General features: G+C 69.8%; 18 protein-coding genes. 13 read left to right on the top strand and 5 right to left on the bottom strand.

The window, feature by feature from the left end:
- Positions 1-3: 3 nt before the first annotated feature.
- Positions 4-2607: a response regulator gene (locus tag Mschef_RS02910; RefSeq protein WP_081126318.1), complete on the bottom strand. Its 2604-nt coding sequence runs from the start codon at positions 2605-2607 to the stop codon at positions 4-6.
- A 45-nt stretch (positions 2608-2652) separates the two neighbouring features.
- Positions 2653-3069: a CopD family protein gene (locus Mschef_RS02905; protein WP_081126317.1), complete on the bottom strand. Its 417-nt coding sequence runs from the start codon at positions 3067-3069 to the stop codon at positions 2653-2655.
- A gap of 132 nt (positions 3070-3201) precedes the next feature.
- Here Mschef_RS02905 and Mschef_RS02900 point away from each other — a divergent pair, with 132 nt between their 5' ends.
- The 9 genes from Mschef_RS02900 (at position 3202) to Mschef_RS02860 (ending at position 13752) form a co-directional block, all read left to right on the top strand.
- Positions 3202-3942 (top strand): DUF6776 family protein, encoded by a 741-nt coding sequence (locus tag Mschef_RS02900; RefSeq protein WP_081126316.1) that lies wholly within the window; start codon positions 3202-3204, stop codon positions 3940-3942.
- Entirely contained in the window at positions 3923-4321 is a 399-nt protein-coding gene (locus tag Mschef_RS02895; protein WP_081126315.1) for a bactofilin family protein, read from the top strand. The genes Mschef_RS02900 and Mschef_RS02895 overlap by 20 nt, the downstream gene beginning before the upstream one ends.
- Positions 4322-4353: 32 nt before the next feature.
- Positions 4354-4722, top strand: coding sequence for an iron-sulfur cluster insertion protein ErpA (erpA, locus tag Mschef_RS02890; protein WP_168708904.1), 369 nt, complete (start codon positions 4354-4356; stop codon positions 4720-4722).
- A complete protein-coding gene (nudC, locus tag Mschef_RS02885) occupies positions 4719-5627 on the top strand; it encodes an NAD(+) diphosphatase (RefSeq protein WP_081126314.1) in 909 nt (302 codons plus the stop codon). Before erpA ends, nudC begins: the two co-directional genes overlap by 4 nt.
- A 120-nt stretch (positions 5628-5747) precedes the next feature.
- Positions 5748-6614: a hypothetical protein gene (locus Mschef_RS02880; RefSeq protein ID WP_081126313.1), complete on the top strand. Its 867-nt coding sequence runs from the start codon at positions 5748-5750 to the stop codon at positions 6612-6614.
- Positions 6615-6837: 223 nt separating this feature from the next.
- Positions 6838-8559, top strand: a complete 1722-nt coding sequence (locus Mschef_RS02875) for a diguanylate cyclase domain-containing protein (RefSeq protein WP_081126312.1) — start codon at positions 6838-6840, stop codon at positions 8557-8559.
- A gap of 83 nt (positions 8560-8642) precedes the next feature.
- On the top strand, positions 8643-9716 hold the full coding sequence (locus tag Mschef_RS02870; protein WP_081126311.1) for a glycosyltransferase family 9 protein: 1074 nt from the start codon (positions 8643-8645) through the stop codon (positions 9714-9716).
- Positions 9717-9805: 89 nt separating this feature from the next.
- Entirely contained in the window at positions 9806-12337 is a 2532-nt protein-coding gene (locus tag Mschef_RS02865) for a DNA topoisomerase I (protein ID WP_081126310.1), read from the top strand.
- 53 nt (positions 12338-12390) lie between these two features.
- On the top strand, positions 12391-13752 hold the full coding sequence (locus Mschef_RS02860) for an AMP-binding protein (RefSeq protein WP_081126309.1): 1362 nt from the start codon (positions 12391-12393) through the stop codon (positions 13750-13752).
- Positions 13753-14059: 307 nt separating this feature from the next.
- Here Mschef_RS02860 and Mschef_RS02855 read toward each other — a convergent pair whose 3' ends face one another.
- A complete protein-coding gene (locus Mschef_RS02855; protein ID WP_081126799.1) occupies positions 14060-17821 on the bottom strand; it encodes an EAL domain-containing protein in 3762 nt (1253 codons plus the stop codon).
- Positions 17822-18076: 255 nt separating this feature from the next.
- Between Mschef_RS02855 and Mschef_RS02850 the strand changes: the two genes are divergently transcribed.
- Genes Mschef_RS02850 through purD form a run of 4 tightly spaced genes read left to right on the top strand, consistent with a single transcriptional unit; the run spans position 18077 to position 21773 of the window.
- On the top strand, positions 18077-18721 hold the full coding sequence (locus Mschef_RS02850; protein WP_081126308.1) for a class I SAM-dependent DNA methyltransferase: 645 nt from the start codon (positions 18077-18079) through the stop codon (positions 18719-18721).
- A 2-nt stretch (positions 18722-18723) separates the two neighbouring features.
- Positions 18724-19395, top strand: a complete 672-nt coding sequence (locus Mschef_RS02845; protein ID WP_081126307.1) for an SDR family NAD(P)-dependent oxidoreductase — start codon at positions 18724-18726, stop codon at positions 19393-19395.
- Complete coding sequence (locus Mschef_RS02840) at positions 19395-20450, top strand: flavin monoamine oxidase family protein (RefSeq protein ID WP_081126306.1); 1056 nt, start codon at positions 19395-19397, stop codon at positions 20448-20450. The genes Mschef_RS02845 and Mschef_RS02840 overlap by 1 nt, the downstream gene beginning before the upstream one ends.
- A 42-nt stretch (positions 20451-20492) precedes the next feature.
- Positions 20493-21773, top strand: a complete 1281-nt coding sequence (gene purD / locus Mschef_RS02835; protein WP_081126305.1) for a phosphoribosylamine--glycine ligase — start codon at positions 20493-20495, stop codon at positions 21771-21773.
- A gap of 26 nt (positions 21774-21799) precedes the next feature.
- Here the strand turns inward: purD and dprA are convergent, their stop codons facing one another.
- Positions 21800-22930: a DNA-processing protein DprA gene (gene dprA, locus Mschef_RS02830; protein ID WP_081126304.1), complete on the bottom strand. Its 1131-nt coding sequence runs from the start codon at positions 22928-22930 to the stop codon at positions 21800-21802.
- Positions 22931-23055: 125 nt separating this feature from the next.
- The gene (locus Mschef_RS02825) at positions 23056-24204 is read right to left on the bottom strand and encodes a LysM peptidoglycan-binding domain-containing protein (protein WP_081126303.1); all 1149 of its coding nucleotides are present in this window, start codon (positions 24202-24204) and stop codon (positions 23056-23058) included.
- Positions 24205-24286: the final 82 nt, after the last annotated feature.

Here is a 24286-nt window from a genome sequence, read left to right as displayed (position 1 = left end):
ATCTCAGGCAGTGTTGCTGACAAAATCGTAATCGAGTTGCGCGCCGGCTTCCTGCACGAAGTTGCCCTGCAAGAGGTCGGCACCGGCAGCGTAGAACGCCGCGGCGGTACTTGCATCATGCACGCGCGGGGCAATGACCAGTGCGCCGCGCGCATGTCCGGCGGCGACCACGGCACGCGCCTGACCGTCGCGCGCCAGCTCGGGCGCCAGCTTGAGGAAATCCAGCGGCAGATCGTTGAAGCCCGGCTGCGCCAGGGTCTGCGCACTGACCCCGGCCACCGCCACCGCGAGGCCGCGCGCATGCAGATCCGCGAAACGGCGCGCGGCGTCGGGGTAATCGCCGAGCAATGCCTCGCAACGGTATTCCAGCACCAGGCTGGACGCCGGCAGCGCGGCGGCAGCCAGCGCCTGCGCCAGACTGCCATCGCGCCAGACCTCTTCGAACACCTCGAAACTCTGGCTGACGAACAACATCAGCGCCGTACCCAGCTTGCGCCGCGCGGCCAGCACCACCAGTGCGCGCTTGAGCACCCAGACATCCAGCGCCGGCAGCAGACCAGCGGCGGCGGCGGCAGGCAGCAGAGCGGCGGCGGCGTGCTCGCTGCCGCGCGCATCGCGCAGGCGCAGCAATGCCTGGTAGCGCGGCGCAGCGGCCATGCCGGCGATCGGCACCAGCGGCTGGAACGCCAAGCTCAAGGTGTCCTCGGCCAATGCGCTGCGCACGAGCGCGGCAAGGGTTTGTTGACCCGATGCCTGCGCGGCGTGGCGCGCGACGTTCACGCCCTGCCGGCGCGCGTTTTCCAGCGCACGCTCGCAGGCGCCGAGCAAGGCCATCGGATCAGCGCCAGCGCCCATGCCGCAAACCCCGGCACTGAACGCCAGCGGCACCGCGCGGGCCATCTCGAAGCGCTCCTGGCCGATGCGCGCGGCAAGATCCTCGGCGAAGGCGGCCAGCGCGGCCTCGCCGCGTTGTGGCGCGAACAGCAGAATGGCGCTGGGCCCGAATGGCGCCAGCACCTCGCGCGGCAGGGTCTGCTCAGCCACCCACGTGGCGAATTGCTGCAGCAGGCGATCGAAACCGCCGAGGCCAAGGCGCTCGCGCAGGCGCGGCGCGTCGTTCAACTCGATCAGCAGCAGGCCGCCGCCGGGCGTGACGCCGGTGCGCGCGGCCAGTTGACGCGCGATGCGATCGAACAGTACGCCGCGATCGACCAACGCCCCGCTGCCGCCAAGCGCACGCGGACCGCGTTGCGTGGCGGCGCGCGCGCGCCGCACGCGATTGCCGACCGCAGCGATCAGGTGCCTGGGCCGCACCGGCTTGGCGATGAAATCATCACCACCCGCATCCAGCGCGGCGAACTGGCGATCGGTGTCCGGATCACCGGATAGAAACACGATGGGCGTGGCCACGAAGGCCTCGCGCTCGCGGATCAGCGCGGTCAACTCGAAGCCGTCGGCGCCAGGCATGTTGATGTCCATCAGGATCAGATCGGGCTGGAAGCGCTCCAGCTCATCCAGCGTCGCCAGCGGCTCGACCACCGTGCGGGTCTGCATGCCGGCCCTGCGCAACACGGTTTCGGCGAAAGCGGCCTGGGCGGCGTCGTCGTCGACCACCAGCACGCGATAGGGCGCGTCGTCGAGTTCGTCCTTGAGCAGCGGCTCGGCCTGCGCCAGCAACGCGTGCAGGCCCAGGGTGCGCGGCAGGGCGTGATCGGCACCGGCGCGCAGCGCTTCGAGGCGTGCACCCAGATCATCGTGCTCGAGAATGGCCAGCAGCGCGATGCGGTGTCCGGCCTCGACGCGGGCGTGGCGCAGCGCCGGGGCCAGCAGCGGCAGCGCCGCCAGTGCGCGCGCGCCGACCACCAGCAGCCGCGGTGGCGCAGCGTCGCCCAGCGCCATGATCATGCGCTCGACGCTGTCGACTTCGGCCACCGCGTGCCCGTCCTGCTCGAAGTGCAGCGCCAGATCGTGCAGCACCGCGTCGGCGCCCAGCAGCAAAACTCGGGGCGCGACCGCCAGCGCGGCGGGCGCGGGCGCGGCCGACGCCGTGGCGGCGATGTCCACGGCGGCGGCAGCCGGCAGGGGCATGCCAGCGGAATCGGTGATCAGGGCGGCGGCGGGCGCGGGCGGTTCGGGATCGGCAATGCCCAGTTCGCGCCAATAACCGGGCGGCGGGGTTTCCATTTGCGCGTAACCGGCAGGGTCGGCGGGGGTTTCGGCCCGCGGCGGCGGCGCACTCGGCGCGGCCTCGGCGCGCGCGGCGAGCTCCAGCATGGCCACTTGGCCCATGGGGGCCTGCAAGGCCTCCAGCGCCTGCGCAATGGCGTCGTTGGCGGCTGCATCCGGCAGCGTGCTGCCCAGCACGAAGGGTTGCAGCGATTCGGCCAGCGCCTGCAGCGGTGCCGCCTGTTCGGGCAGACCATAACGGCCGGCGGCCTCGGCGAGACGCGCGAACTCGGTTTCCAGCAGATACAGCGCGTTGACGTCCCAGCCCTCGCGGCGCTGACGCTCGGCGCGACGCAACAGGATCTTCATGCGCTGCGGCAGATGACGCAAAAAGGCGCCCTTCAGCTCCTCGCTGCGAATCTGCTGCTCGGTAACCTTCATGCCTGTCCCCTTTGCGTCCCCATGCGTCCATGCCCGGCGTGGTCCTCAGAACGGCTTGACCACCACCAGGAAGACGATTGCAACCAACAAGAGCGACGGAACTTCGTTGAACCAGCGCAGGCGCTTGCTGCTCCAGTCGCATGCGTCGCGCGCAAACCGGTTTTTCAGATGCAGCAAGCCGAAGTGGTAGGCGATCAACAGCGCCACCAGGGTGAGCTTGACGTGCATCCACGGAAACCGCAGAAAACCCGGATCCATGACCAGCATGGCGATGCCGAACGCCACCGCCAGCGCGCCGCCAATGTGGGTCATGATCATCAGCTTGCGTTCCATCACCTTGAGGCGTTCGCGCACCACCGGCTCGGTCGCCTCGGCGTGGTACACGAACAATCGCGGCAAGTAAAACAGACCCGCGAACCAGGTCACCACGAAGATGATGTGAAACGCTTTCAGCCAAAGCATGGGGTCACTCCGCGAGGGCCGAGTATAGCTACAGCAGACCGCGCGAGCCGTGTCGTGACGTGGCTTACAAATTGCAAACTTTCGTCATGGCACCATCGCGGCCACTCCTCACTACGGCCCCTGGTTGCCGCGATGCCGGTCACGCCGCCACCCGATTACAGCGTACGCCCGCGCCTGCCCGGCAGCCATGAGCGTCGTGTCGTGGCCGTGCTGCTGGCGCTGCTGCTGCTGCTGGGCGCCAGCTTCACGCTGGGGCGCTGGAGCGCCGGGCGCGGTGCCGCCGCGCCGGGGCAGGCCGCATCCGCGGCGGCGCAAGATGAAATCCAGGCGTTGAAGCAGCAGCTGGCCATCGTGCAACGCGACCGCCAGGTGATGCGCGTGGCCACTGATGCGCTGCGCCGCACGCTGTCCGATCGCGGCGCCGAAATCGAAAGTCTGCGCGCCGATCTGGCTTTCTACACACGCCTGATCGGCGGCGACGAACAGGCGCCGGGCTTGGGCGTGGCCGCACTGACGCTGAGCCCGGTGGCCGGGACGCGCGGCTATACCTTCACCGTGACCCTGCTGCAGACCGCGCGCGACAGCAACCCCGTGCATGGCCTGATGACCCTGACGCTACAGGGCGTGCAGGGCGGTCGCGCGGCGCGCTGCGCCTGGGCGCAACTGGCGGATGCGCGGCAGCGTGACGGACTGCCGTTTGCCTTCAAGTATTTCCAGCAAGTGCATGGCATGCTCGTGCTACCGCCGGGGTTCGTGCCGGCGCGCATCCATGTCACCCTCAAGCCCGCGGGTGGTGCCGCGTTCACGCGTGATCTGGCCTGGGCCGGCACGCTGGCCGGCAAGGATACGATCCATGTTCCGCAAAACCCGTAAAGACCGCGCCGGCGGCGGCGCGACCAGCCTGATTGCGGCCGACACGACCGTGCACGGCGACATCACCTTCAGCGGCACGCTGCATGTGTGCGGATGTGTGATCGGCAACGTGCGTGGCGATGGTGAAGCGCTGTTCACGCTCAGCGCCGGGGGCGTGATCGAAGGCGGCGTGCTGGCGCCACAGGCGGTGATCAACGGCACGCTGCGCGGCGATATCCACGCCACGCAGCATCTGCAGCTGGCGGCTGCGGCGCGGGTCGAGGGCGATGTGCGCTACTGCAGCCTGGAGATGGCCGCCGGCGCCCAGGTCAATGGGCGTATGCTGCACGATGCCGATGCACCCAAACGCCTGGCCGCACCCGATGCGGCCGAGGCTTGAACCCGGCGCCTCCGCCCCCAAGCATGCTGATCATGGATATCGCCATCGCCACGCCTGACTACCGCAGCGCCGAGCACCCGCTGGACTTCACCGCGGCGGCCGCGCAGAAAGTGCGCGAGTTGATCACCGAAGAGGGCAACCTCGCGCTCAAGTTGCGCGTGTACATCTCCGGTGGTGGCTGCTCGGGTTTCCAGTACGGTTTCAGTTTCGACGAGCAGCAATCCGACGATGACTACGTGCTGGAGCGCGACGGTGTCGCCCTGCTGGTCGATCCGCTGTCGCTGCAATACCTCGCCGGGGCCGAGATCGACTACCGCGAAAACCTCAACGGCGCGCAATTCGTGATCCGCAACCCCAACGCGCGCACCACCTGCGGCTGCGGGTCCTCGTTCTCGGTGTGAACGCAAGCCAGCGCTCGGCGCGCAATGCCTATGCCGGGCTGGTTCTCGACCGTGTCCACACGCTGCGCGACGATGCGACCTGGCTGGCTGCGGCGCAGGCCGATGCACGCACACGCTTCGTCTTGACCCTGCCCGAATCCAGGCTGTGGGCCACCCCCGCGGGCGATGCGCTGCAATTGCTTGGCCCTGCCGCGCTGGATATCGCGCAACGCGCACCTGCCAGCCTGCTCGGTCTGGACGACAGCGGCGTCGCGTATTTCCAGACCGCCAGCGCGCGGCCACCACCGGGGCCGGGGCAGGCCCTGGGTTTGCGCGCGCTGGCCGCCACCGCCGATGCCTTCCAGGCCGGGCTCGCCGCCTACGCCGCGGCCCTGGCGCACTGGCAGCACACCAGTCGCTGGTGCCCGGCCTGCGGCGGCGCCACGCAACGCGACCAAGGCGGCCACCGCGCGCACTGCGCGCAGTGCGGCCTGAACCAGTTCCCGCGCACCGATCCGGCGGTGATCGTGCTGGTCGAGCACGCCGGCGCCGCGCTGCTGGGGCGCAAGCCGGGCTGGCCGCCGGGACGTTTTTCCACGCTCGCCGGCTTCGTCGAACCGGGCGAGACGCTGGAAGATGCCGTGCGCCGTGAGGTGTTCGAGGAGTCCGGCGCGGTGATCAGCGCCTGCGACTATCACTCCTCGCAGCCATGGCCGTTCCCGGCCTCGCTGATGCTGGGCTTCACCGCGCGGGCCGTCTCGCGCGTGCTGGCGACGGGCGATGGCGAACTGGCCGAGGTGCGCTGGTTCACGCGCGCCGGGCTGCGCGCCGGGCTGGCCGCTGGCACCCTGAGCCTGCCGCCGCGTTTTTCGGTGGCCCATCACCTGATCGCGGACTGGCTGGCGCGTACGCGCCGAGCGCCGTGATGGCAGCGGCCATTCGATACAAGTCAGCGCTGATCGCGGCCCGTGCATGCGCCCGTGCCCGCGCTGACAGCACGATGCCGGGCGCGTGATTACAATCACGCCTCATACCAAGGAGTGTCCATGGCGCTGAAGCTGCTTGCCGTGCTGCTGGCCCTGCTCCTGGCGCGCGGCGTGCCAACCCTGTTGCACCTGCGCAGCTTCGGCTGGTTGAAACCCTGGCTGCGCGCCACGGGCGCCACGCGCACGGGCATCGTGCTCGCGGTGCTGTTGCCCGCGGCGCTGGCCGGAGTGGTCAGCTATGTGCTGCTGGACCGCTGGCTGGGCGTGTTGTGGCTGGCGTTCGCGCTGGTGACCCTGCTGTGGACGCTGGGCCCGCGCGAACTGGAAGCCGACCTCGAAGAACTGCTCAACGCCGCCGAAGGCGAGATGCGTGCGACCGCATTGCAGAACTTCGGCGATGGCAGCGATGCCGCCTTGGCATGGAGTGCGCCCAGCGTGGTCGGCGCCGGCATCAACGCCGCGCTGCGGCGTCGTTACGCGGTGCTGTTCTGGTTCTTCATACTCGGTCCGGGTGGCGCGCTGTTGTACCGGCTGGCGCGGCTGGCCGCTGGCGCGGCCGGACATGCCGCCGGGCTGCCCGCCGCGCAGCAGGATTTCGCGCGGCGCATGGCCGCAGCACTGGAATGGCCAGCGGCATTGCTGATGGTGCTGGCGATGGCGCTGGTGTCGAATTTCGATGCCGTGCTCGGCAGCCTGCGCGCCTGGCACAACGAGCCGGGCCGCAGCTGGCTGGGACTCGATCCGGATTTCCTGCCCGCCATCGCCGTGGCCGGGGTCAACGCCGATGTCGAGGCCGGCGATGGCTATGCCGTGGACGCCACCGACGTGGCCGGCGAGCTCGAAGACCTCGCGCATTTGCTCAACCGCGTGCTGCTGGTGTGGCTGGTTCTGGCCGCGCTGCTGGTGCTGGGCGGCTGGATGGCGTGAGCCGGAAGCCGGACACGCGAGATGCCTCGCTGCGTTCGGCGTGGCAATCGACGAAGGTCGGCCGGCAGAAACCCGGCGTGGCGAAGGCATTGCCGTCGCGCCTTGCCCTGGCGGCCGCCGGCGGCCGCCGGTGCAGGCCGGAAGCAGGGAATAAAACAGCAGGATGGTCAGCGTTGCGCGAAATTGGATTCGCGCGCCAGGGCTCGCTTGCTAGGCTTGTCCCATGCCCTACCGCCAAACCGGATCTCTCGCCCGCCGCGCCGCCGCGGTGCTGCTGCTGTTCGCCCTGCTGCCGGCGCTGCTGCTGGGCCTCGCGCTGAGCGCGTGGTACGGGCGCAGCGATGCGCGCCATAGCGCGGCCATGCTGGGCAGCATGGCCGATGGCGCCGAGCTGGCCCTGCGCGGGTATCTGGCGCGACACCGCGATGCCATCGCCACCATCGCCGAGGTTCCCACGCTGCGCAGCGATTTTTCGGTGGCCACTCTCACTCCGCGCCTGCGCCTGCTGCAAAAAATGTATCCCGGCATGCTGACCACGTTCGCCGCGGCGGCGGACGGCGCGGTGCTAGTCGCCTCGCCGGAGCACGACGCTGCCGGACGCGGTTACTACTGGCAGGGCGTCAATCTGGCCGAGCGCGACTATTTCCGCGCCGCGCTGCGCAACCGCGCTGTCGCGGTGACTGGCCTGTTCCACAGCCATGGCTACGGCCAGGGCATGCAGGTTGGCATCGCCGCGCCGGTGTACGACCCGCAGGGCAGGTTGCTGGGCGTCGTTGGCGCGGTACTCGATCCAGACAAGCTGCAGGCCGACCTGGGCGAACTGGCTGGGCCTGAAAACGCACTGGCCCTGCTCGATGCACAAGGGCGTGTGGTGGCAGCCAGTCCGGGGCTGGGTCTGACACGAGGCGTTCCGGCACACGACGATTCCACCCTGCGGCATGCGCTGGCGCTGCCGGTTGATCATGTGGCGGACGTCGACCCCGGGCCGTTGATGGAACGCCGCGGCTTGCGTGAAATGCTGCCGAATGGATGGCAGGTGGTCGCGCTGGGCCCGCGCCAGCTATTCGCGCATGCTTGGCTGCTGGCCTTGGGATTGCTCGGCCTGCTGCTGGTGCTGGTGTCGATATCGCTGCGTCTGCTGATACGTGGCGCGACGCGACGCCTGCTCGCCCCGGTCAACACCCTCGCGGATGCACTGGCGCGGTTCGACCCGAGCGGCAGCGCCGAACTGCCGCCCGGTCTGCGCGCCGCGCCGCGCGAGCTGCGCCCGATCGTCGACGCGCTGGAGGCGCATGCCGCGTTGTTCCAGGCGTTGCTGGCGCAGCGCGAGGAAACCCTGGCCGAGCGCGAACACGAGATCGAGCAACGCACCCGCGAGCTGCGCCGCGCCGTGGATGCGCTGGCCGAATCCGCGCGTACCGACGCCCTGACCGGGTTGACCAACTACCGCGGCTGGCGCGAGCTGGCGGACACGCTGTGGGCTGAGGCTCGGCAACAGCATGGCGAGGTTGCCGCGATCGCCTGCGACATCGATCATTTCAAGGCCTACAACGACACCTATGGCCACGGCGCCGGTGACGCGTGCCTGCGTCGCGTGGCCACCGCGTTGCAGGCGAGCCTGCAGCGCGATGCGCGCGTCTTGGCGCGCAGCGGCGGCGAGGAATTCATCGCCTTGATCCTGCCCGCGCAACGGCGACACATCCAGGAACTGGCCGAAGCCGCGCGCGCCGCCGTGGCCGCGCTGGCCATTCCGCACAGCGGCAGCACGCGTGGCCACGTCACCCTGAGCCTGGGATTCAGCGTGATGCTGGCCGACCCGGATGCGCGTCTGGACGTGTTGCTGCGCGCCGCCGATCTGGCCCTGTACCGCGCCAAGCGCAATGGCCGCGATCAGGTCGCCGAACTCTCGGTGAGCGCCTTGCAGAAGCTGCGCAACGAGGAATGAGCCAGGCTCCGCTACGCAGCGCACCACGGCGGTGCTGCTAGGCTGCGCGCCCCTCTCGCCGCAGCGCTGGCCCGCCACGATCCATGCCCGATCGCATGCCCGATTGCACGCACGCCTGCATGCCGCGCCCGCTGGTCGTGCGCTGCGGCGCGCTCGGCGACATGGTGCTGCTGACGCCTCTGCTGGCGCTCTTGCACCAGCGCTACGGGCTGGCGGCGGACGTGCTTGGCGCAGGCGCATGGACGGCACCGCTGTACGCCGGGCATCCCGACGTCCACCGTGTGCTGCTGCTGGGCAGCCGCAAACGCCCGTACTGGACGGATCCGCGCCAGTGGCGGGCCGTGGCGCAATTGCGCAGCGGCGGCCGGCGCCCGGTCTATGTCTGCGACGAGCTGGCCACCACGCCCTTGGCGCGACTGCTGGCGCGCGCCGGCTTCGATGCCGGCGATCTGCTGTGGGTCGGCGCGCACCCCGAATGCGCACGCACGCACTGGGTCGAGCGCTGGCTGGCCTTCGGTGCACTGGACGCGCCGCGGTGGCCAGGCGCAGCCCAGGCTTTGACCGAGGCGGCGCCGCGACTGTTCATCAGCGCCAGCGCCGCAGCCGACTGCGGCGCGTGGCTGGCGCGGCGCGGCTGGGCCGGACGCCCGCTGCTGCTGCTGCACGCCGGCAACAAGCGCACGCTGAAGCGCGGCGGCACGCGTGGACGCCTGGGCGACAGCAAGGCCTGGCCGGATGCGCGCTGGCTGGCCTTGCTGCAGGCCATGCACGCGCGCGTCCCCGCCGCCATCATCCTGCTCACCGGCACCGCGCCGGAGCAGGCGTGGCTGCGGCGCCTGGCGCGCGCCAGCGGTCTCGCCGCCGCGCAGGCCATCGGCGACGATCTGCCCTTGCCGCGCCTGCTGGCGCTGCAGGCGCGCGCCGCTGGCATGATCAGCGTCGATACCGGCCCGGCGCACAGCGCCGCCGCTCTGGGCTGCCCGCTGCTGGTGCTGTACGGCGCGGCCAGCGCGGCGGCGTGGCTGCCGCGGGCGCCCACGGGCAGTCCGGTGCTGTGGCTGGGCGGCCAGGATGCCGGCCGCGCGCGGCTGCTGGACACCGCCGCGGACGCGGTGATCGAGGCCTGGAACACCCTGCCGCTGCGGTCGCCGACTTGACAGCGTGCCCGCGCTGGCCCTCAGACTAAATAAGAAGCGCGAGGTTTGACGCCACCGGCTGCGCCCCGCAACCCCATTCGAGTGCATTCATGGCCAAGAACCTGCTCATCGTCGAATCGCCGGCCAAGGCCAAGACGATCAACAAATACCTCGGCAAGGATTTCGAGGTGCTGGCCTCCTACGGCCACGTGCGCGACCTGGTGCCCAAGGAGGGCGCGGTCGATCCCGAGCACGGCTTCGCCATGCGCTATGCGCTGATCGACAAGAACGAAAAGCACGTCGAGGCCATCGCCCGCGCCGCCGCCAAGGCGCAATCGATCTACCTCGCCACCGATCTGGATCGCGAAGGCGAGGCGATCAGCTGGCACATCAGCGAGATCCTGCGCGAGCGCGGCCTGCTGGAGGGGCGCAACGTGCAGCGCGTGGTGTTCAGCGAGATCACCCCGCGCGCCATCCTGGAGGCCGTGGCCAGGCCGCGCGCGCTGGCGCAGGATCTGGTCGATGCGCAGCAGGCGCGGCGTGCGCTCGATTATCTGGTCGGCTTCAACCTGTCGCCGGTGCTGTGGCGCAAGGTGCAGCGCGGGCTCTCGGCCGGGCGCGTGCAGTCGCCGGCGCTGCGCATGATCGTCGAGCGCGAGGAAGAGATCGAAGCGTTCAAGGCGCGCGAGTACTGGTCGCTAGATGCGCAGCTCGCGCACGCGGGCATCGCGTTCACGGCGCGTCTGAGCAAGCTCAGGGGCAAGAAATTCGAGCAGTTCGATGTCACCGACGCCGCCACTGCGCACGCCGCGCGCGCATCCCTGCTGGCCGCCGCCAACGGTCGCCTCGTGGTCAGCGAAGTGGTTTCGAAAGAGCGCAAGCGCCGCGCCGCGCCGCCGTTCACCACCTCGACCCTGCAGCAGGAAGCCGCGCGCAAACTCGGCTTCGCCACCAGCCGCACGATGCGCGTGGCGCAAGGTTTGTACGAGGGCGTGGCGCTGGGTGACGCGGGCAGCGTCGGCCTGATCAGCTACATGCGCACCGATTCGGTGAGCCTGTCCGCCGAGGCACTGGACGAGTTGCGCGAGGTGATCACGCGCGAGTTCGGCGCGCACGCGCTGCCGGAGAAACCCAATTTCTACCAGAACAAATCGAAGAACGCGCAAGAGGCGCACGAGGCCATCCGCCCGACCTCGGCGCTACGCACGCCCAAGTCCGTGGCGGCATTTCTCAATGACGACCAGCGCAGGCTGTACGAACTGATCTGGAAGCGCGCGGTGGCCAGCCAGATGATCCCGGCCACGCTCAACACGGTCAGCGTGGACCTGGCCTGCGGCGCCGACAACGCGTTTCGCGCCAGCGGCACCACCGTGGTCGATGCGGGCTTTCTGGCCGTGTACGAGGAAGGCCGCGACCAGAAAGCGGACGACGACGACGAGCAGCGCAAGCTGCCTGCGCTGAAGATCGGTGACGCGGTGCCGCTGGCCGACATCCTTGCCGAGCAGCACTTCACCGAGCCGCCGCCGCGCTATTCCGAAGCCTCGCTGGTGAAAACCCTCGAGGAATACGGCATCGGTCGGCCTTCGACTTACGCCAGCATCATCCAAGTGTTGCTGGCGCGCGAATACGTGCTGCTCGACCAGCGTCGCTTCCGGCCCACCGATGTCGGTCGCGCGGTGGGCAAATTCCTCGCCCAGCACTTTGCCAAGTACGTCGATTACGACTTCACCGCGCGCCTCGAGGACGAGCTGGATGCGGTCAGCCGCGGCGAGGAAGCCTGGGTGCCGCTGCTGCAGAAATTCTGGACGCCGTTCAAACAGCAAGTCGATGAAAAAACCGGGAGCGTCGAGCGCAGCGAAGCCACCGGCGCGCGCGAGATCGGCATCGACCCCGTCAGCGGCAAGCAGGTGAGCGTGCGCCTGGGCCGCTATGGCGCGTTCGCGCAGATCGGCCTCAAGGAAGCGGGCGATACGCCACGCTATGCCTCGCTGCGTCCGGGGCAGAGCATGCATACCATCGCGCTCGCCGATGCGCTGGAGTTGTTCAAGCTGCCGCGTGCGCTGGGCGATTCGCCGCAGGGCGAAGCGGTCAGCGTGGGCATCGGCCGTTTCGGCCCGTTCGTCAAGCAGGGCGACACCTACGCCTCGCTGGGCAAGGACGACGACCCGTACACGATCGACCTGGCGCAGGCGCTGGCCCTGGTGCAGGCCAAGCGTGAGGCCGCCGCCAATCGCATCATCCAGGACTTCGGCAACGGCGTGCAGGTGCTCAACGGCCGCTACGGGCCGTACATCACCGATGGCGAGAAAAATGCGCGCATCCCCAAGGAGCGCGAGCCGGCCAGCCTTACTGCGGACGAGTGCGCCGCCCTGCTCGCGGCGGCGCCGTTCCGTCCCAAGCGTGGCGCCGCGCGCAAGAATGCCAAGGCCGCGCCCGCGAAAAAAACCGCCGCCAAGAAGGCTGCGTCAGCGGTGCCGGCCAACCTGGCCACCCCAACGCGCAAGCGCGCCGCCAGCGTGAAGAAAGCCGCGGCACGCAAGACGACCACCGACACATCGGCGCCGCGCAAGACACCCGCAGGCAAAGTCGTCGCCGGCAAACGCGCGCCGGTCAAGCGCGTAGTCCCCGGCCCGGGGGCGTGAACATGTGCGCCAGCAACCCCGGCGTACCTGATCGATAGCGCGACTACGGCGCCATGTCGATCCGATTCCCCGCCCGCGCCTGCGACGCCGCGCAACTGCCGTGGCTGGCAGGTGCGGCGACGCGCGCGCTGATCTGGCGCGATGGCAGGGCCATCGACCTCGGCGCATTCGCCGCGCAGGCTGAAATCGTGGCCGCGGCGCTGCCCGGACCGGCCAGCGCGATCATCAACCTGTGCGCCGGGCGCTACTCATTTTTGCTGGCTTTCGCTGCCGCGCTGCGCGTCGGTCGGCCCACGCTGCTGCTGCCCGCGCGCACGCCCGCAGCGCTGGCCGAGGTGCGGCAGGCGTGGCCGGGCGCGCTGACGTTGCATGAACCGGGCGCCGCGCATGATCTCGGCGGCTTGCAGATGGACGCGCTGGGCAGCACGGCGCCCGCGTGCGGCACCTCCGCGCGCAGCATGGCGCTGCTGGATGCCACGCGCGTGGCGCTGGTCGGCCACACGTCAGGTTCCAGCGGCGCGCCGCAACCGCAACGCAAGACGCTGCGCGCGCTGTGGGCCAGCAACGCCGCCAACCAGACACGGCTGGCCGCCGAACTGGGGCTGCATTTCAACATCCTGGCCACGGTGCCACCGCAACACATGTACGGCATCGAGATGAGCGTGCTGCTGGCGCTGCTCGGCGGCGGCGCGGTAGCCGACGCGCAACCCTTGCTGCCCGCCGATGTCGTCGCCGAGCTGCGCAAGCTGCCCGCACCGCGCGTGCTGGTGACCACGCCGCTGCACCTGCGCGCGCTGCTCGATGCCGGACTCGAACTGCCTTGCGAGGCCATCGTCTCGGCTACGGCGCCACTCGAGCCCGCGCTGGCGCGTACCGCCGAGGCGCACACCGGCGCACCGCTGATCGAGGTGTATGGCTCCACCGAAACTTGCGTGGTAGCCACGCGACGCCCGGCGCACGAACCACTATGGACGCCCTACCCTGGCGTTGACATGCAATCCGCGCCCGACGGCGTACGCATCGAGGCACCGCAATTGTTCGCACCGGTGCTACTGGGCGATCTGGTCGAGCGCCAGTCCGACGGCCGCTTCGCGCTGGTCGGGCGCGTGAGTGACCTGATCGAGATCGCCGGCAAGCGCGCCTCGCTGGGCGACCTGACGCGCCACCTGCTGGCCGTGCCCGGCGTCGAGGACGCGGCGATCATCCAGCACGAGGACGTCGACAGCAGCGGCGTGCGCCGTCTCGCCGCACTGGTGGTGGCGCCCGGCACCAGCACTGCCGCCATCATGGCCGCACTGCGCGCCAGCTTCGATCCCGCCTTCCTGCCACGCCCGCTCAAGCGCGTGCCGCGCCTGCCGCGCAATGCGCTGGGCAAGCTGCCGCGCGCGGCGCTGCTGGACCTGCTGCGCGGCTGATATCCACGTGCATTCAGCAAGAAGGACTTTTCGAACGAACGACCAGGTCGTTGGGGCTCGTCATCCACGCACAAAGCCTGCCGCCGCGCAGGCGGGATTGATTTGTCATACCCACGCGGGCGGGGATCCAGTGATTTCAGCCAGCGCTGGCTGACCCGCTGTCAAAACGCGATTCCCGCCTGCGCGGGAGTGACGGAAGTGGGGCGAAGGCAGGACAGGCTTTGCGCGCGAATGACGGTCTGATCATCCTCGATATTCGATTGCAATTTCGTATTGAGGCACCAGCCTGCGCAAGGCGTCGGCCGATTCAGGCGCTGCGACCGCGCGCGTTTTCCTCGGCGCACACCTGCGCAACCAGCACGTCGATGAAGTGCGCACGCGACGCGCGATAATCCGCGCTGCGCGGCCCTTGGTATGCGGCGCTGTGCATGGCGTCGTGCGCGTCGATCAGCGCGGCATGCGCCGCGCCGTGCTGCTGCGCCAGATGCGCGTGGACAAGACCTGGCTGCTCGGCGATGCGCCGCCAGCCAACCTGGTCTTCCGCGGATTGCTCGAAGCGCTCTTCCCACAGCAACACAGCCGCCAGCGCGCCCAGTGCCGTACGCGGCGTGTGCGCATCGAAAGGCCAGTGGAACCGCGCCAGCAGTTCCGGCAGTGCCGCCGGTGCACACGGTCGCGCCAGTGCGTAACCCTGGCCGAAATCCGCGCCCAGCAGCAGCGCGGCCTCCACCAGGCCGGCGGTTTCCAGCCCCTCGACCACCACCTCGATGCCCAATGCCTGCCCCAGCAGGGTGAGCTGGCGGATGAAGCGCAGCGTGCGCAGCGGATCGGAAGCCACGCCGCGCACCAGGGTCTGGTCGATCTTGACGCGATCGAACGGCCATTGCCGCAGCCGCGCCAGCGAGCTGTGGCCGGCACCGAGATCGTCCTCGGCCACGCGCACGCCCAGTGCCTTGAGCGCGAGCACGCCCGCCACGCCGCTGCCCAGCGCGTGCTCGGCCTCGCTGGCGTTCTCCAGAATCTCCAGCAGCAGCGCACGCGGCGGACACTCGCCGCGGCTCAGCGCGGTGGCGGTGGCGGCGACGTAACGCGGATCATGCAGCGCCGCCGGCGGCAGGTTGACGGTGATATCCAGCGTGTGGCCGGCCGCGGCCATGAGCGCGCGCTGCGCCAGCGCCTGGCGCAGGCCTTCGCGAAACAGGTGCAGCAGATCGTCCGGGTTCAGCGCCGGCAGAAAGCGCCCGGGCGCCAGCAGGCTGCCATCGACATCACGCAGGCGCGCCAGTGCCTCCAGCTCGACCACGCGACCCTGCGCCAGCGCGAAGATCGGTTGGTAGTGCATTTCGATGCCAGCGCCGGCCAGGCGCTCACGCCAGCGCTCGCGCAGGGTAAATGGCAGCACCTCGGTGCCGGGCCGATCCGGCGCCAACCGCGCCAGGGCCAGATCGAGCAAGGTCTTGAGCTGCGCGATGAAAGCTTGCTGCGCGTCGCTGGAAAACCCGCCCGGATAGCGGCTATACAGCACCAGCAACGCCAGCGACGCGCCCGGCTTCGGTCCCAGTGGCAGCGCCACGCTGGAGCGCACGCCGAGCTGCAGCGCGAACTCGCGCCACGGCGCCATCGCCGGGTCGGTGGCGAAGTGCAGGCAGCGCTCGATGCCGCCGCCACGCCAAGCGCGGCCGCTGGGCCCGCGTCCCAACTCGCTGCCGGCATCGGCGGAGATGGCCGTCACCGCGCCGCGCGCGAGCGCGCGCAGGTAGTCGGCGAAGGCGCTGCCACCGACCGCCTCGTAGGCGAAAGCGCCATTGGCGTCGGGACGCCCGACGCTGCAGGAGATGATTTCATCGTGACGCGCCAGCGCATCCACCACGCCCTGCATCAGCGCCGCGTAGCTATCGGCCGACCAAGCCAGCGCGCTGATCCGCGCGATCAAGGCATCACGCTCGCGCTGCGTGGCGCGCATGCCCTCGAGCTGCCATTGGCGATCCTGCGCCAGGCGCCGGTGCAACACCAGCAAGGCGCGGCGGTCGCGACGCACATAGCGGCCGAGCGCCGTGTCGAGCGCTTCACGCAGCCGTTCGGCGCTGTCCGAAAGCCACACCGCTTCGATGCCGCAACCGGCGTGCGCGCGCCCGGCGTGCTCGGCCACCCTGCGGTGCGTCGACTCATCGAGGTCCGGGCGCAACAACAGGCGCAAATGCTCGCGCTGCTTGTCGTGCAGTGCGGCGAGTTCATGCGCGGGCAGGATCTGCAGCAGGCGTGCCGGTTCCGCCATCTGCCCCAGCTCGAGGTAGAACGGCTCGACCACGCTTTCCAGGGTGTCCTGCGCCGCCGCGGAGATCGTCTGCAGCAGGCGCGCCGCGTAGTCGCCATACGGCTGCAGATCGGTCGTGTCGTGCTCGCTGGGCGTGCTTTCAGCGTTCGCGCCAGCGGGTGGCAGCGCCCACCAGCGGTGTGCCTCATGCTTGTGCGTCTTGACCTGGTACATGGCCTGGTCGGCGCGCCGCAGCAGTTGCTCACCACTGTCATCGGCGTGCAGCGGAAACAGCGCCATGCCCAGACTGGCGTGCAGCCGAATGTCCTCGGCGTCGATGCGGCAGGGGCGCTCGAGCGCGATGCGCACACGCTCGAGCAGGGGCTCGAGATCCTCGATGCGTGCCAGATCCTCGAATACCAGCACGAACTCGTCGCCGCCAAGACGCGCCACGTAATCCTCGGCGCGCAGCGCGCTGCGCAGCTGTGCGGCCACGGCCAGCAGCAGGCGATCGCCCATGGCGTGGCCGAGGCGATCGTTGACCGGTTTGAAGTCATCGAGATCGAGCATGCCCACGCCAACCAGCATGTGGTGGCGCCGCGCGCGCGCCAGCGCGCCATCGAGTTGGTGTTCCAGTGCGCGCCGGTTGGGAAGTCCGGTCAGCGCGTCGTGCAGGGCGAGGTGCGTCTGCCGCTCACGCTCGTGCGCCAGCGCCGCGCGCTGCGCGTGCTGGCGCAGCGCCAGACCGGCGGCGGTGGCGATCTCGTCCAGCAGCGCGCACAGTTCCGCATCGAAGGTATCGGCCTCGCGCGCGATCACCGCGAACACGCCGCTGGGCGTGAGCCGTGTGCTGGTCTCGGGCACTTGTTGCGCACCGAAAATCGGCCAGCATCCGACCGCGCCCATCTGCGCCAGCGGCGCCTGCCGCCAACTCTCGGGAATGCTGTCATCCGCGGCCGATTGCACGCGCACGAACGGCCGCGCCTCGCTGAAGGCGCGCGTCGGCCCGGGCACCACCGCCCCTTGCGGAGTACGCGGCGGAATGGGTACGGCACGAATCGCCTCGGCCATCGGGCCAGTCAGTGCCACGCGTCGCAACTGCACGCCGCCCTCGTCGGCGAATACATCCACCGCGGCGGCGCCGGCGACATCGACCAGTACCGCGGCCAGTGTTCGGTAGATGGCTTCTGGATCGGGCTGCGCCAGCAGGGCCTGCTGGATCGCACGCTGCGCGGTGCGATAGCGGCGCAGGCGCTGCTCGCGGTCCAGCAAGGCCTGGTGGTCCCAGAAGCGCGCGATCTCCTCGATCAGGCGTTGCGCCCAGTCCAGCAGGTCATCACCCAGCAGCGTGCGCGAATGACCGTAAACGGACAGCGCCAGTTTCGCGCCATCCGCGACGGCCGCCACGGCAACCAAGCTCGCGCCCAAGCCATGGCGTTGCGCAGCGACCCGCCACGGTGCGAATTCCGGCGCATCGACCTGCGTGAGGCGCGGGCGGCCATCGCGCAGTGCCATGCCCATCGGGCCATGCGCGCTCGGCTGGACGGGGTCGATATCCAGTTGCAGATGGTCTGCGTAACTCTTCGCCGGCCCTGCGCTGCCCAGCACCTGGATCTCGCTGGCGCCCGCGGGCAGCAGGCCGATCCACACCAGCGGCAGGCCCATCGCCCGCACCAGCGTGGCAGCAATTTCGGTCATGGCGGCGCGGCGATCGCGGCCGGGTGACGGGCGCAACTGCGTCAGCGTCTCCGCGACGCTGCGATAAAAGCGTGCGCGCAATGCCTCGGCGCGATGCAACTCGACGACTTCGTCCATCGCCATGACTCCGTCCCAATCCACGGATGACCGATACCCATCATCCCGCGACCCGCTGGTCATTGGCGGGTTGCGACGCGTGCGCTGCTCGCCAGCTCGCCGCGTTCATGAAGACTGCACCTTGATTTCGGTCAAGGCAAGAACCAATTCTGGCAGGCTGCGAGTGTGGCGCTGCGCGCATTTTCACGGACGGACGCAACGTAATGTGTTCGTATTGTTCATTCTGTCGTCACCAAGCTACCCCGGAGTCACCCCATGTCCAGCCTTTTGCAAGACTCGAACCGCCAGCGTTTCGACCGCATCGCCGCGGACTGGGACGACTCGCCCCGGCGCCGCGCCATGGCCGGCGACGTCGCCAGGACCATCGCCGACGCGGTGCCCCTGCAATCCGACTGGCAGGCACTGGAGTACGGTTGCGGCACCGGTCTGGTCGGCGCGCAACTGGCGCCACGGCTGGGACACTTGCTGGCCTGCGACCTGTCGCCCGGCATGCTGTCCGTGCTGGATGAAAAAGCCCGTGCCGCAGGCGTCGGCAACCTCGACACGCGCGTGCTCGACCTCACCCGCGAAGCGCCGCCCGCGCAGCGCTTCGATCTGATCTTCAGCAGCATGACCATGCACCACATCCCCGATGTACCCGCGCTGTTGCGCGTGTTCCACGGCATGCTCGCCGCGGACGGCTGGGTGGCGCTGGCCGATCTCGACGCCGAGGACGGCAGCTTCCACACCCCCGACGTCCCCGGCGTGGCCCACCACGGCTTCGCGCGCGATGAATTCACACGCTGGCTGGCCGCCGCCGGTTTCCGCGACATCAGCGCGCGCACCGCGCACACCGCGGAGAAAACCCGCGATGGCAAGACCGTGCGCTACCCGATTTTCCTGATCACCGCGCGGCGCTGAACATGACCGCGCCGGCCCAACTATGGATCGTCGGCCATGGCCCGGGCCTGGGCGCGGCGCTGGCCGCGCGTTTCGCGCGCGAGCACTGGGGCGTGCTGGCCTTGTCGCGGCGCGCACCCGTCGCGGCATTGGCCGTGGGCACGCACACGAGCCTGGATGTGCTGGCTGCCGATGCGCCCGCGCGGCTGGCGCGGTTGATTGCCGAGCACGGCGCGCCGCGCGTGCTGGTGTACGACGTTGGCGTGTTCAAGCGCGCGCCCTTCGCCGCGCTCGGCGAGGACGACTTCCGCGCCTGCTGGGAAGGCATGGCGCTGGGCGCCTTTCGCGTGGCACAGGCCGTGCTGCCGGCGATGGTGCAGGCCGGCGGCGGCACGCTGATTTTTTCCGGCGCCACCGCCAGCCTGCGCGGCGGTGCCGAATTCGCCGCCTTCGCCAGCGCCAAGTTCGCGCTACGCGGGCTGGCGCAGGCGCTGGCGCGCGCCTACCAGGCGCAGGGCGTGCATGTGGTGCATACGATCCTCGACGGCGTGATCGGCGGCAGTGCGCGCGCCGGGCAATACAGCGCGCGACTCGATCCCGGCGCGGTCGCCGATGCGTATTGGCAACTCGCGCAGCAGCCGTCCGGTGCCTGGACCCACGAGCTGGATCTGCGCGGCGCCGACGAGCCGTTTTGATGCGCCATGAGCTGATCATCGTCGGCGCGGGTCTGGCCGGCGTGGCGCTGGCGCATGCGCTGCATGTCGATGGGCACGCGCCGCGCGTGCTCGAAGCGCGCGCACGCTGCGGCGGGCGCATCCTCGGTGTCGATGGTTTCGACCTCGGGCCTTCCTGGGTGTGGCCGACGCTGCAGCCGCGACTCGCGGCATGGATCACGACGCACGGCCTGCGCAGCTACGAACAAGCCAGCACCGGCGCGTTGCAGTTCGAGGATGCGGTTGGGCGCATGCAGACGTATGCCTCCGGCATGGCGCAGGAGCCGCCCAGCCAACGCCTGCTCGGTGGCAGCGCTGCGCTGCTGGCACCGCTGCCGGCACTGCAAGGCGCGGGATTGATCGAAACCGGCGTCACGGTGCGCGCGCTGCAGCTCGGCACGGAAGGCGTGGACGTGATCGCGCAGGGCAGCGACGGCACGCGCCGATTGCAGGCGCGGCGCGTGGCACTGGCGCTGCCACCGCGGCTGGTCGCGGCCATGGCATTCGACCCGCCGCTACCTGCAGCCCTGCATGCGCAGCTCGCGGCGCTGCCCACCTGGATGGCCGGGCAGGCCAAGTTCGTGGCGCGCTACGCGCGACCGTTCTGGCGCGCGGCAGGTTTCTCCGGTGCAGCCTTCAGTCAGCGCGGGCCGATCGGCGAACTGCACGACGCGACTTTGCCAGATGGCCGCGCCGCGCTGACCGGCTTCATCGCCTGGCCGGCGTCGGTACGCGCCGCGTGCGCGGATCTGCCGGGTGCGATCGTGGCGCAGTTGCAGCGCCTGTTCGGGTCCACGGCGGCGCAGCCGCTGGCGGTGCATGTGCAGGACTGGGCGCTGGAAGAGTTCACTGCCACGCCCGCGGACAGCGCCGCCGTGCCGCGCGAGCATCCGGATTACGCGCCTATCATGCTGCCCGAACCCTGGCGCGCGCGCGTGCTGCTGGCCGGCAGTGAAGTGGCGCCGGATTTCGGCGGCTATCTGGAGGGCGCGCTGCAGTCTGCCAGCGCCGCACATGCCTGGCTCAGCGCGCGCTGAGCGCACCGCTACAATCGCGTTTTGCGCACGTGGGGCAATGTGATGAAGGTGCTGGTGATCGGCAATGGCGGCCGCGAACATGCCCTGGCCTGGAAGCTGGCGCAGTCGCCGCGCGTGCGCGAGGTGATCGTCGCGCCGGGCAATGCCGGCACCGCGCGGGAACGCCACGTGCGCAACGCGCTGGTCGCGGCCACCGATATCGACGGTCTGCTCGGACTGGCGCGAACCGAAGCGGTGGCGCTGACCGTGGTCGGCCCCGAGGCGCCGCTGGCGCTGGGCGTGGTCGATCGTTTCCGCGCCGCCGGGCTGCGCTGCTTCGGCCCGCGCCGCATCGCTGCGCAACTGGAAAGCTCCAAGGCCTACGCCAAGGATTTCCTCGCGCGGCACGCCATTCCCAGCGCGCACTACGCGGTATTCACCGACCTCAAGCTGGCGCTGGCGCATGTGCGCCGCCACGGCGCACCCATCGTGATCAAGGCCGATGGCCTGGCCGCCGGCAAGGGCGTGGTGGTGGCACTGACCCTGGGCGATGCCGAGCAGGCGCTGCACGACATGCTCGGTGGCAACGCGCTGGGCGCGGCCGGCGCGCGCGTGGTGATCGAGCAATTCCTCGAAGGCGAGGAGGCCAGCTACATCGTGCTGTGCGACGGCACGCACGCGCTGCCGCTGGCCAGCAGCCAGGACCACAAGCGCCGCGACGACGGCGACTTCGGCCCCAACACCGGCGGCATGGGCGCTTACTCGCCGGCGCCGGTGCTGACGCCGGTGATCGAACAGCGCGTACTCGACACGATCATCCGCCCGACGCTGGCCGGCATGGCCGCCGAGGGCGCGCCGTTCATCGGTTTTTTGTACGCCGGGCTGATGATCGACGCCACTGGCAACGCGCGCGTGCTGGAGTTCAATGTGCGCCTGGGCGATCCGGAAACCCAGCCGCTGCTGCTGCGCCTGCGCTCGGATCTGGTGGACCTGATCGAAGCCGCGCTCGATGGCCGCCTCGCGCAGATCGACGTGGAGTGGGATCCGCGCCCGGCGCTGGGCGTGGTGCTGGCCGCGCACGGCTACCCCGGCGCGACGCGCAGCGGCGATGTGCTCAGCGGCCATGACACGCAGTTTGCGCCGGAGGTGAAAATCTTCCATGCCGGCACTCGGCTCGACGCGCAGGATCGCGTCATCGTCAGCGGTGGGCGCGTGCTCAGCGCCTGCGCATTGGGCGAGTCGCTGGCCGCCGCGCGCAGCGCCGCCTACGCCGCGCTCGCGCACATCCATCTGGACGGCGGCTTCTACCGCCACGACATCGGCTTTCGCGCGCTGCACCGCTGAGGGCGCGCGGACGCGGTCGGTCATGTTCAATCCGGCAGGCGCTGCCACAGTCCGCCGGCGGTGCGCGCGACGCGGCCATCGAGTTCCAGCAGACCCAGTGCCGCAGCCGCGGCGGCGACCGGCTGATCGAGGCGCAGTGCGAGGGTTTCCAGCGCCACCGGGGCGTGACCGAGCGCATCCAGCCAGCGCGCGGCGTCGCCATCCGGCGCAGCGGTCGTGGCGGATGCGGCGCTGACGTCGGCGTCCTCGCCCAGCCGCGCGGACAGGCGCAGGCCTTGCGCGGCGATGGACGTGCGCAGCGCATCGATGATTTCCTCGGCGCTTTCCACCAGTTGCGCGCCCTCGCGGATCAGGCGGTGGCAGCCGCGCGCCAGTGGGTTGGCGATGGACCCGGGCACGGCGAACACCTCGCGCCCCAGCGTGGTGCCGGCATGCGCGGTGATCAGCGCGCCCGAGCGCTGTCCGGCCTCGACCACCAGCACGCCCAGCGCCAGCCCGGCCAGCACGCGATTGCGCATGGGAAAGTGCGCGGCACGTGCCGTGGTCGCGGGCGGGAACGCGCTGACCACGGCACCGTGCACGACGATGCGTGCGGCCAGTTCGCGGTGCCGCGCCGGGTACACCACGTCGCAACCAGTGCCGACCACGGCGACAGTGCCGCCGGCGCTGTGCAGCGCGCCGGTGTGCGCGGCGCCGTCGATGCCGGCGGCCAGCCCGCTGCTGATGGTCAGGCCCGCCGCGCCCAGTTGCGCGGCGAAGCGACGCGCGTGGGCGAGGCCCTCGGGCGTGGCCGCGCGCGCGCCGACGATGGCAAGCTGCGGCAGCAGCAGCCGTGCGGCATCGCCGCGCACGAACAGGGCCGCGGGTGCGCCAGGACAGGCGTCGAGTTGCGGCGGGAAATCGGCATCGAGGCAAGTGAGCAGCCGTTGTTCCGGCTGCCGCAGCCAGTGCAGATCGGCGTCAATGCGCGCGGCATCCGGCGCATGCAGCCAGGCGCGGGCGACGGCGGGAAGGCCCTCGGGCGGCGCCCGGCGCAGCCGGGTCAGCAGCGCCGTGCTGCTGCCGGCGCGCGCCAGCAGGGCACGCAGGCCGGCACCGCCCAGCATGGGCGTGCGCAGCAGGATCAGCCAGGCTTCGTGTTCGGTATCGGCATGCATGCGCGCAGTGTGTGCAAAGCGGTGTCAGCCGCGCGGCGGCGCGTGTTGTCGGGCATGGCCTACAGGCGCCACAAACGCGTGCGCCCTCACGAGGAGGGCGCACGACGGCTCATGCGATGGCGAACTTATTCCGGCAGTTCGAGCTTGTCGCCCAGCTTGACCGGGCCTTGCGCGTCCATGATCAGGCCATAGCTGACGTGATCGAAGGTGCGGAAGATCATCACGTGGCCGACGAACTCGCTGGGCAATGTCACCTTCTTGCTGAAGGTGTGATCGAAGCTGGACGATTCGACATCGTTGATGATGTGCTCGCCCGGCTGCCAGATGGCGTAGGTCTGGCCATTGTTCACGCCCTCCGCGCTGCCTGCCGAAAGCGCCACCACCTGCTTGGGGCCCGCCGCATCGAACGCATCATTGAAAGCGATCACGCGCATGTTCGGCGGCAGGGCCTTGGGCGCGTGCGGGTAGTAGTTGCTGTCGTAGGGATGGGGGTCCAGCGGCAGGATGCGATCGCCCTTGCGGATCTCCATGGTCGAGGACTGCAGCAGCGTGGTCACGGGCTCGCCCGGCTTGTTGACGCGCAACACCGCGATGGTACCGATCACCTGCGCCTCGTAGCCCAGGGTGTGGCCCTTGCCGAAGTGCCCGTCGCCGATGGTGTTGCGGTGCCAGGGACCGTTGTACTGGCTGACATCGTCGTCGAGATCCTGCGCGATCTGGTCGCGGCTACCGGCGTCGGCGTTGAAGGTGGTGAACACATGCGAGGGTCGCACCACGGCGAAACGCTCGCCGGGCTTGGCATCGTGCAGACCCATCACGTAGACGAACTGGCCGGGTATGCCGCGCAACTCGTTTTGCTCGAAGCCGACCACATACGGCGCCTTGCTCAGCGTGTCGCGATGATCGAACACGCGCAGGTCGACCAGATAGGTTTGCAATTCAGACAACGGAATCGGCGCAACCGCCTGGTTCAATGGGGTGGCGATCACGCGCGGCTTCAGCACCAGGCTCGGCTCGCCGTTGCCGAGGTAGGCCAGACTGAGCACGTCGCCCGGGTAGATATGGTGCGGATTGTGGATCTGCGGATTGGCCTGCCACAACTCCGGCCACAACCAGGGTTTGTTGAGAAAGCGGGCGGCGATGCTCCACAACGTGTCGCCCTTGCGCACCACGTAGGTGTCCGGGTGACCGTGACGCAGCATGTTGCTGCCACCGGCATAGGCCGCGAAGGCGATCATCACGCCGGAAAGAAGCGCAAGCGATTTCTTAAGCATGGCTGGCAATTCCCCGTTCCCCTTAGGGTTTTAGCAGTGTAACACGCACTCAAACCGGCTCGGCCAGCATGGTTGGCATGTT

The organism is Metallibacterium scheffleri (assembly GCF_002077135.1).
In the GTDB taxonomy this organism is placed as follows: Bacteria; Pseudomonadota; Gammaproteobacteria; order Xanthomonadales; family Rhodanobacteraceae; genus Metallibacterium; species Metallibacterium scheffleri.
Note: the sequence above shows the minus strand (reverse complement) of the source record. Positions and strands in the feature narration are given on the sequence as shown.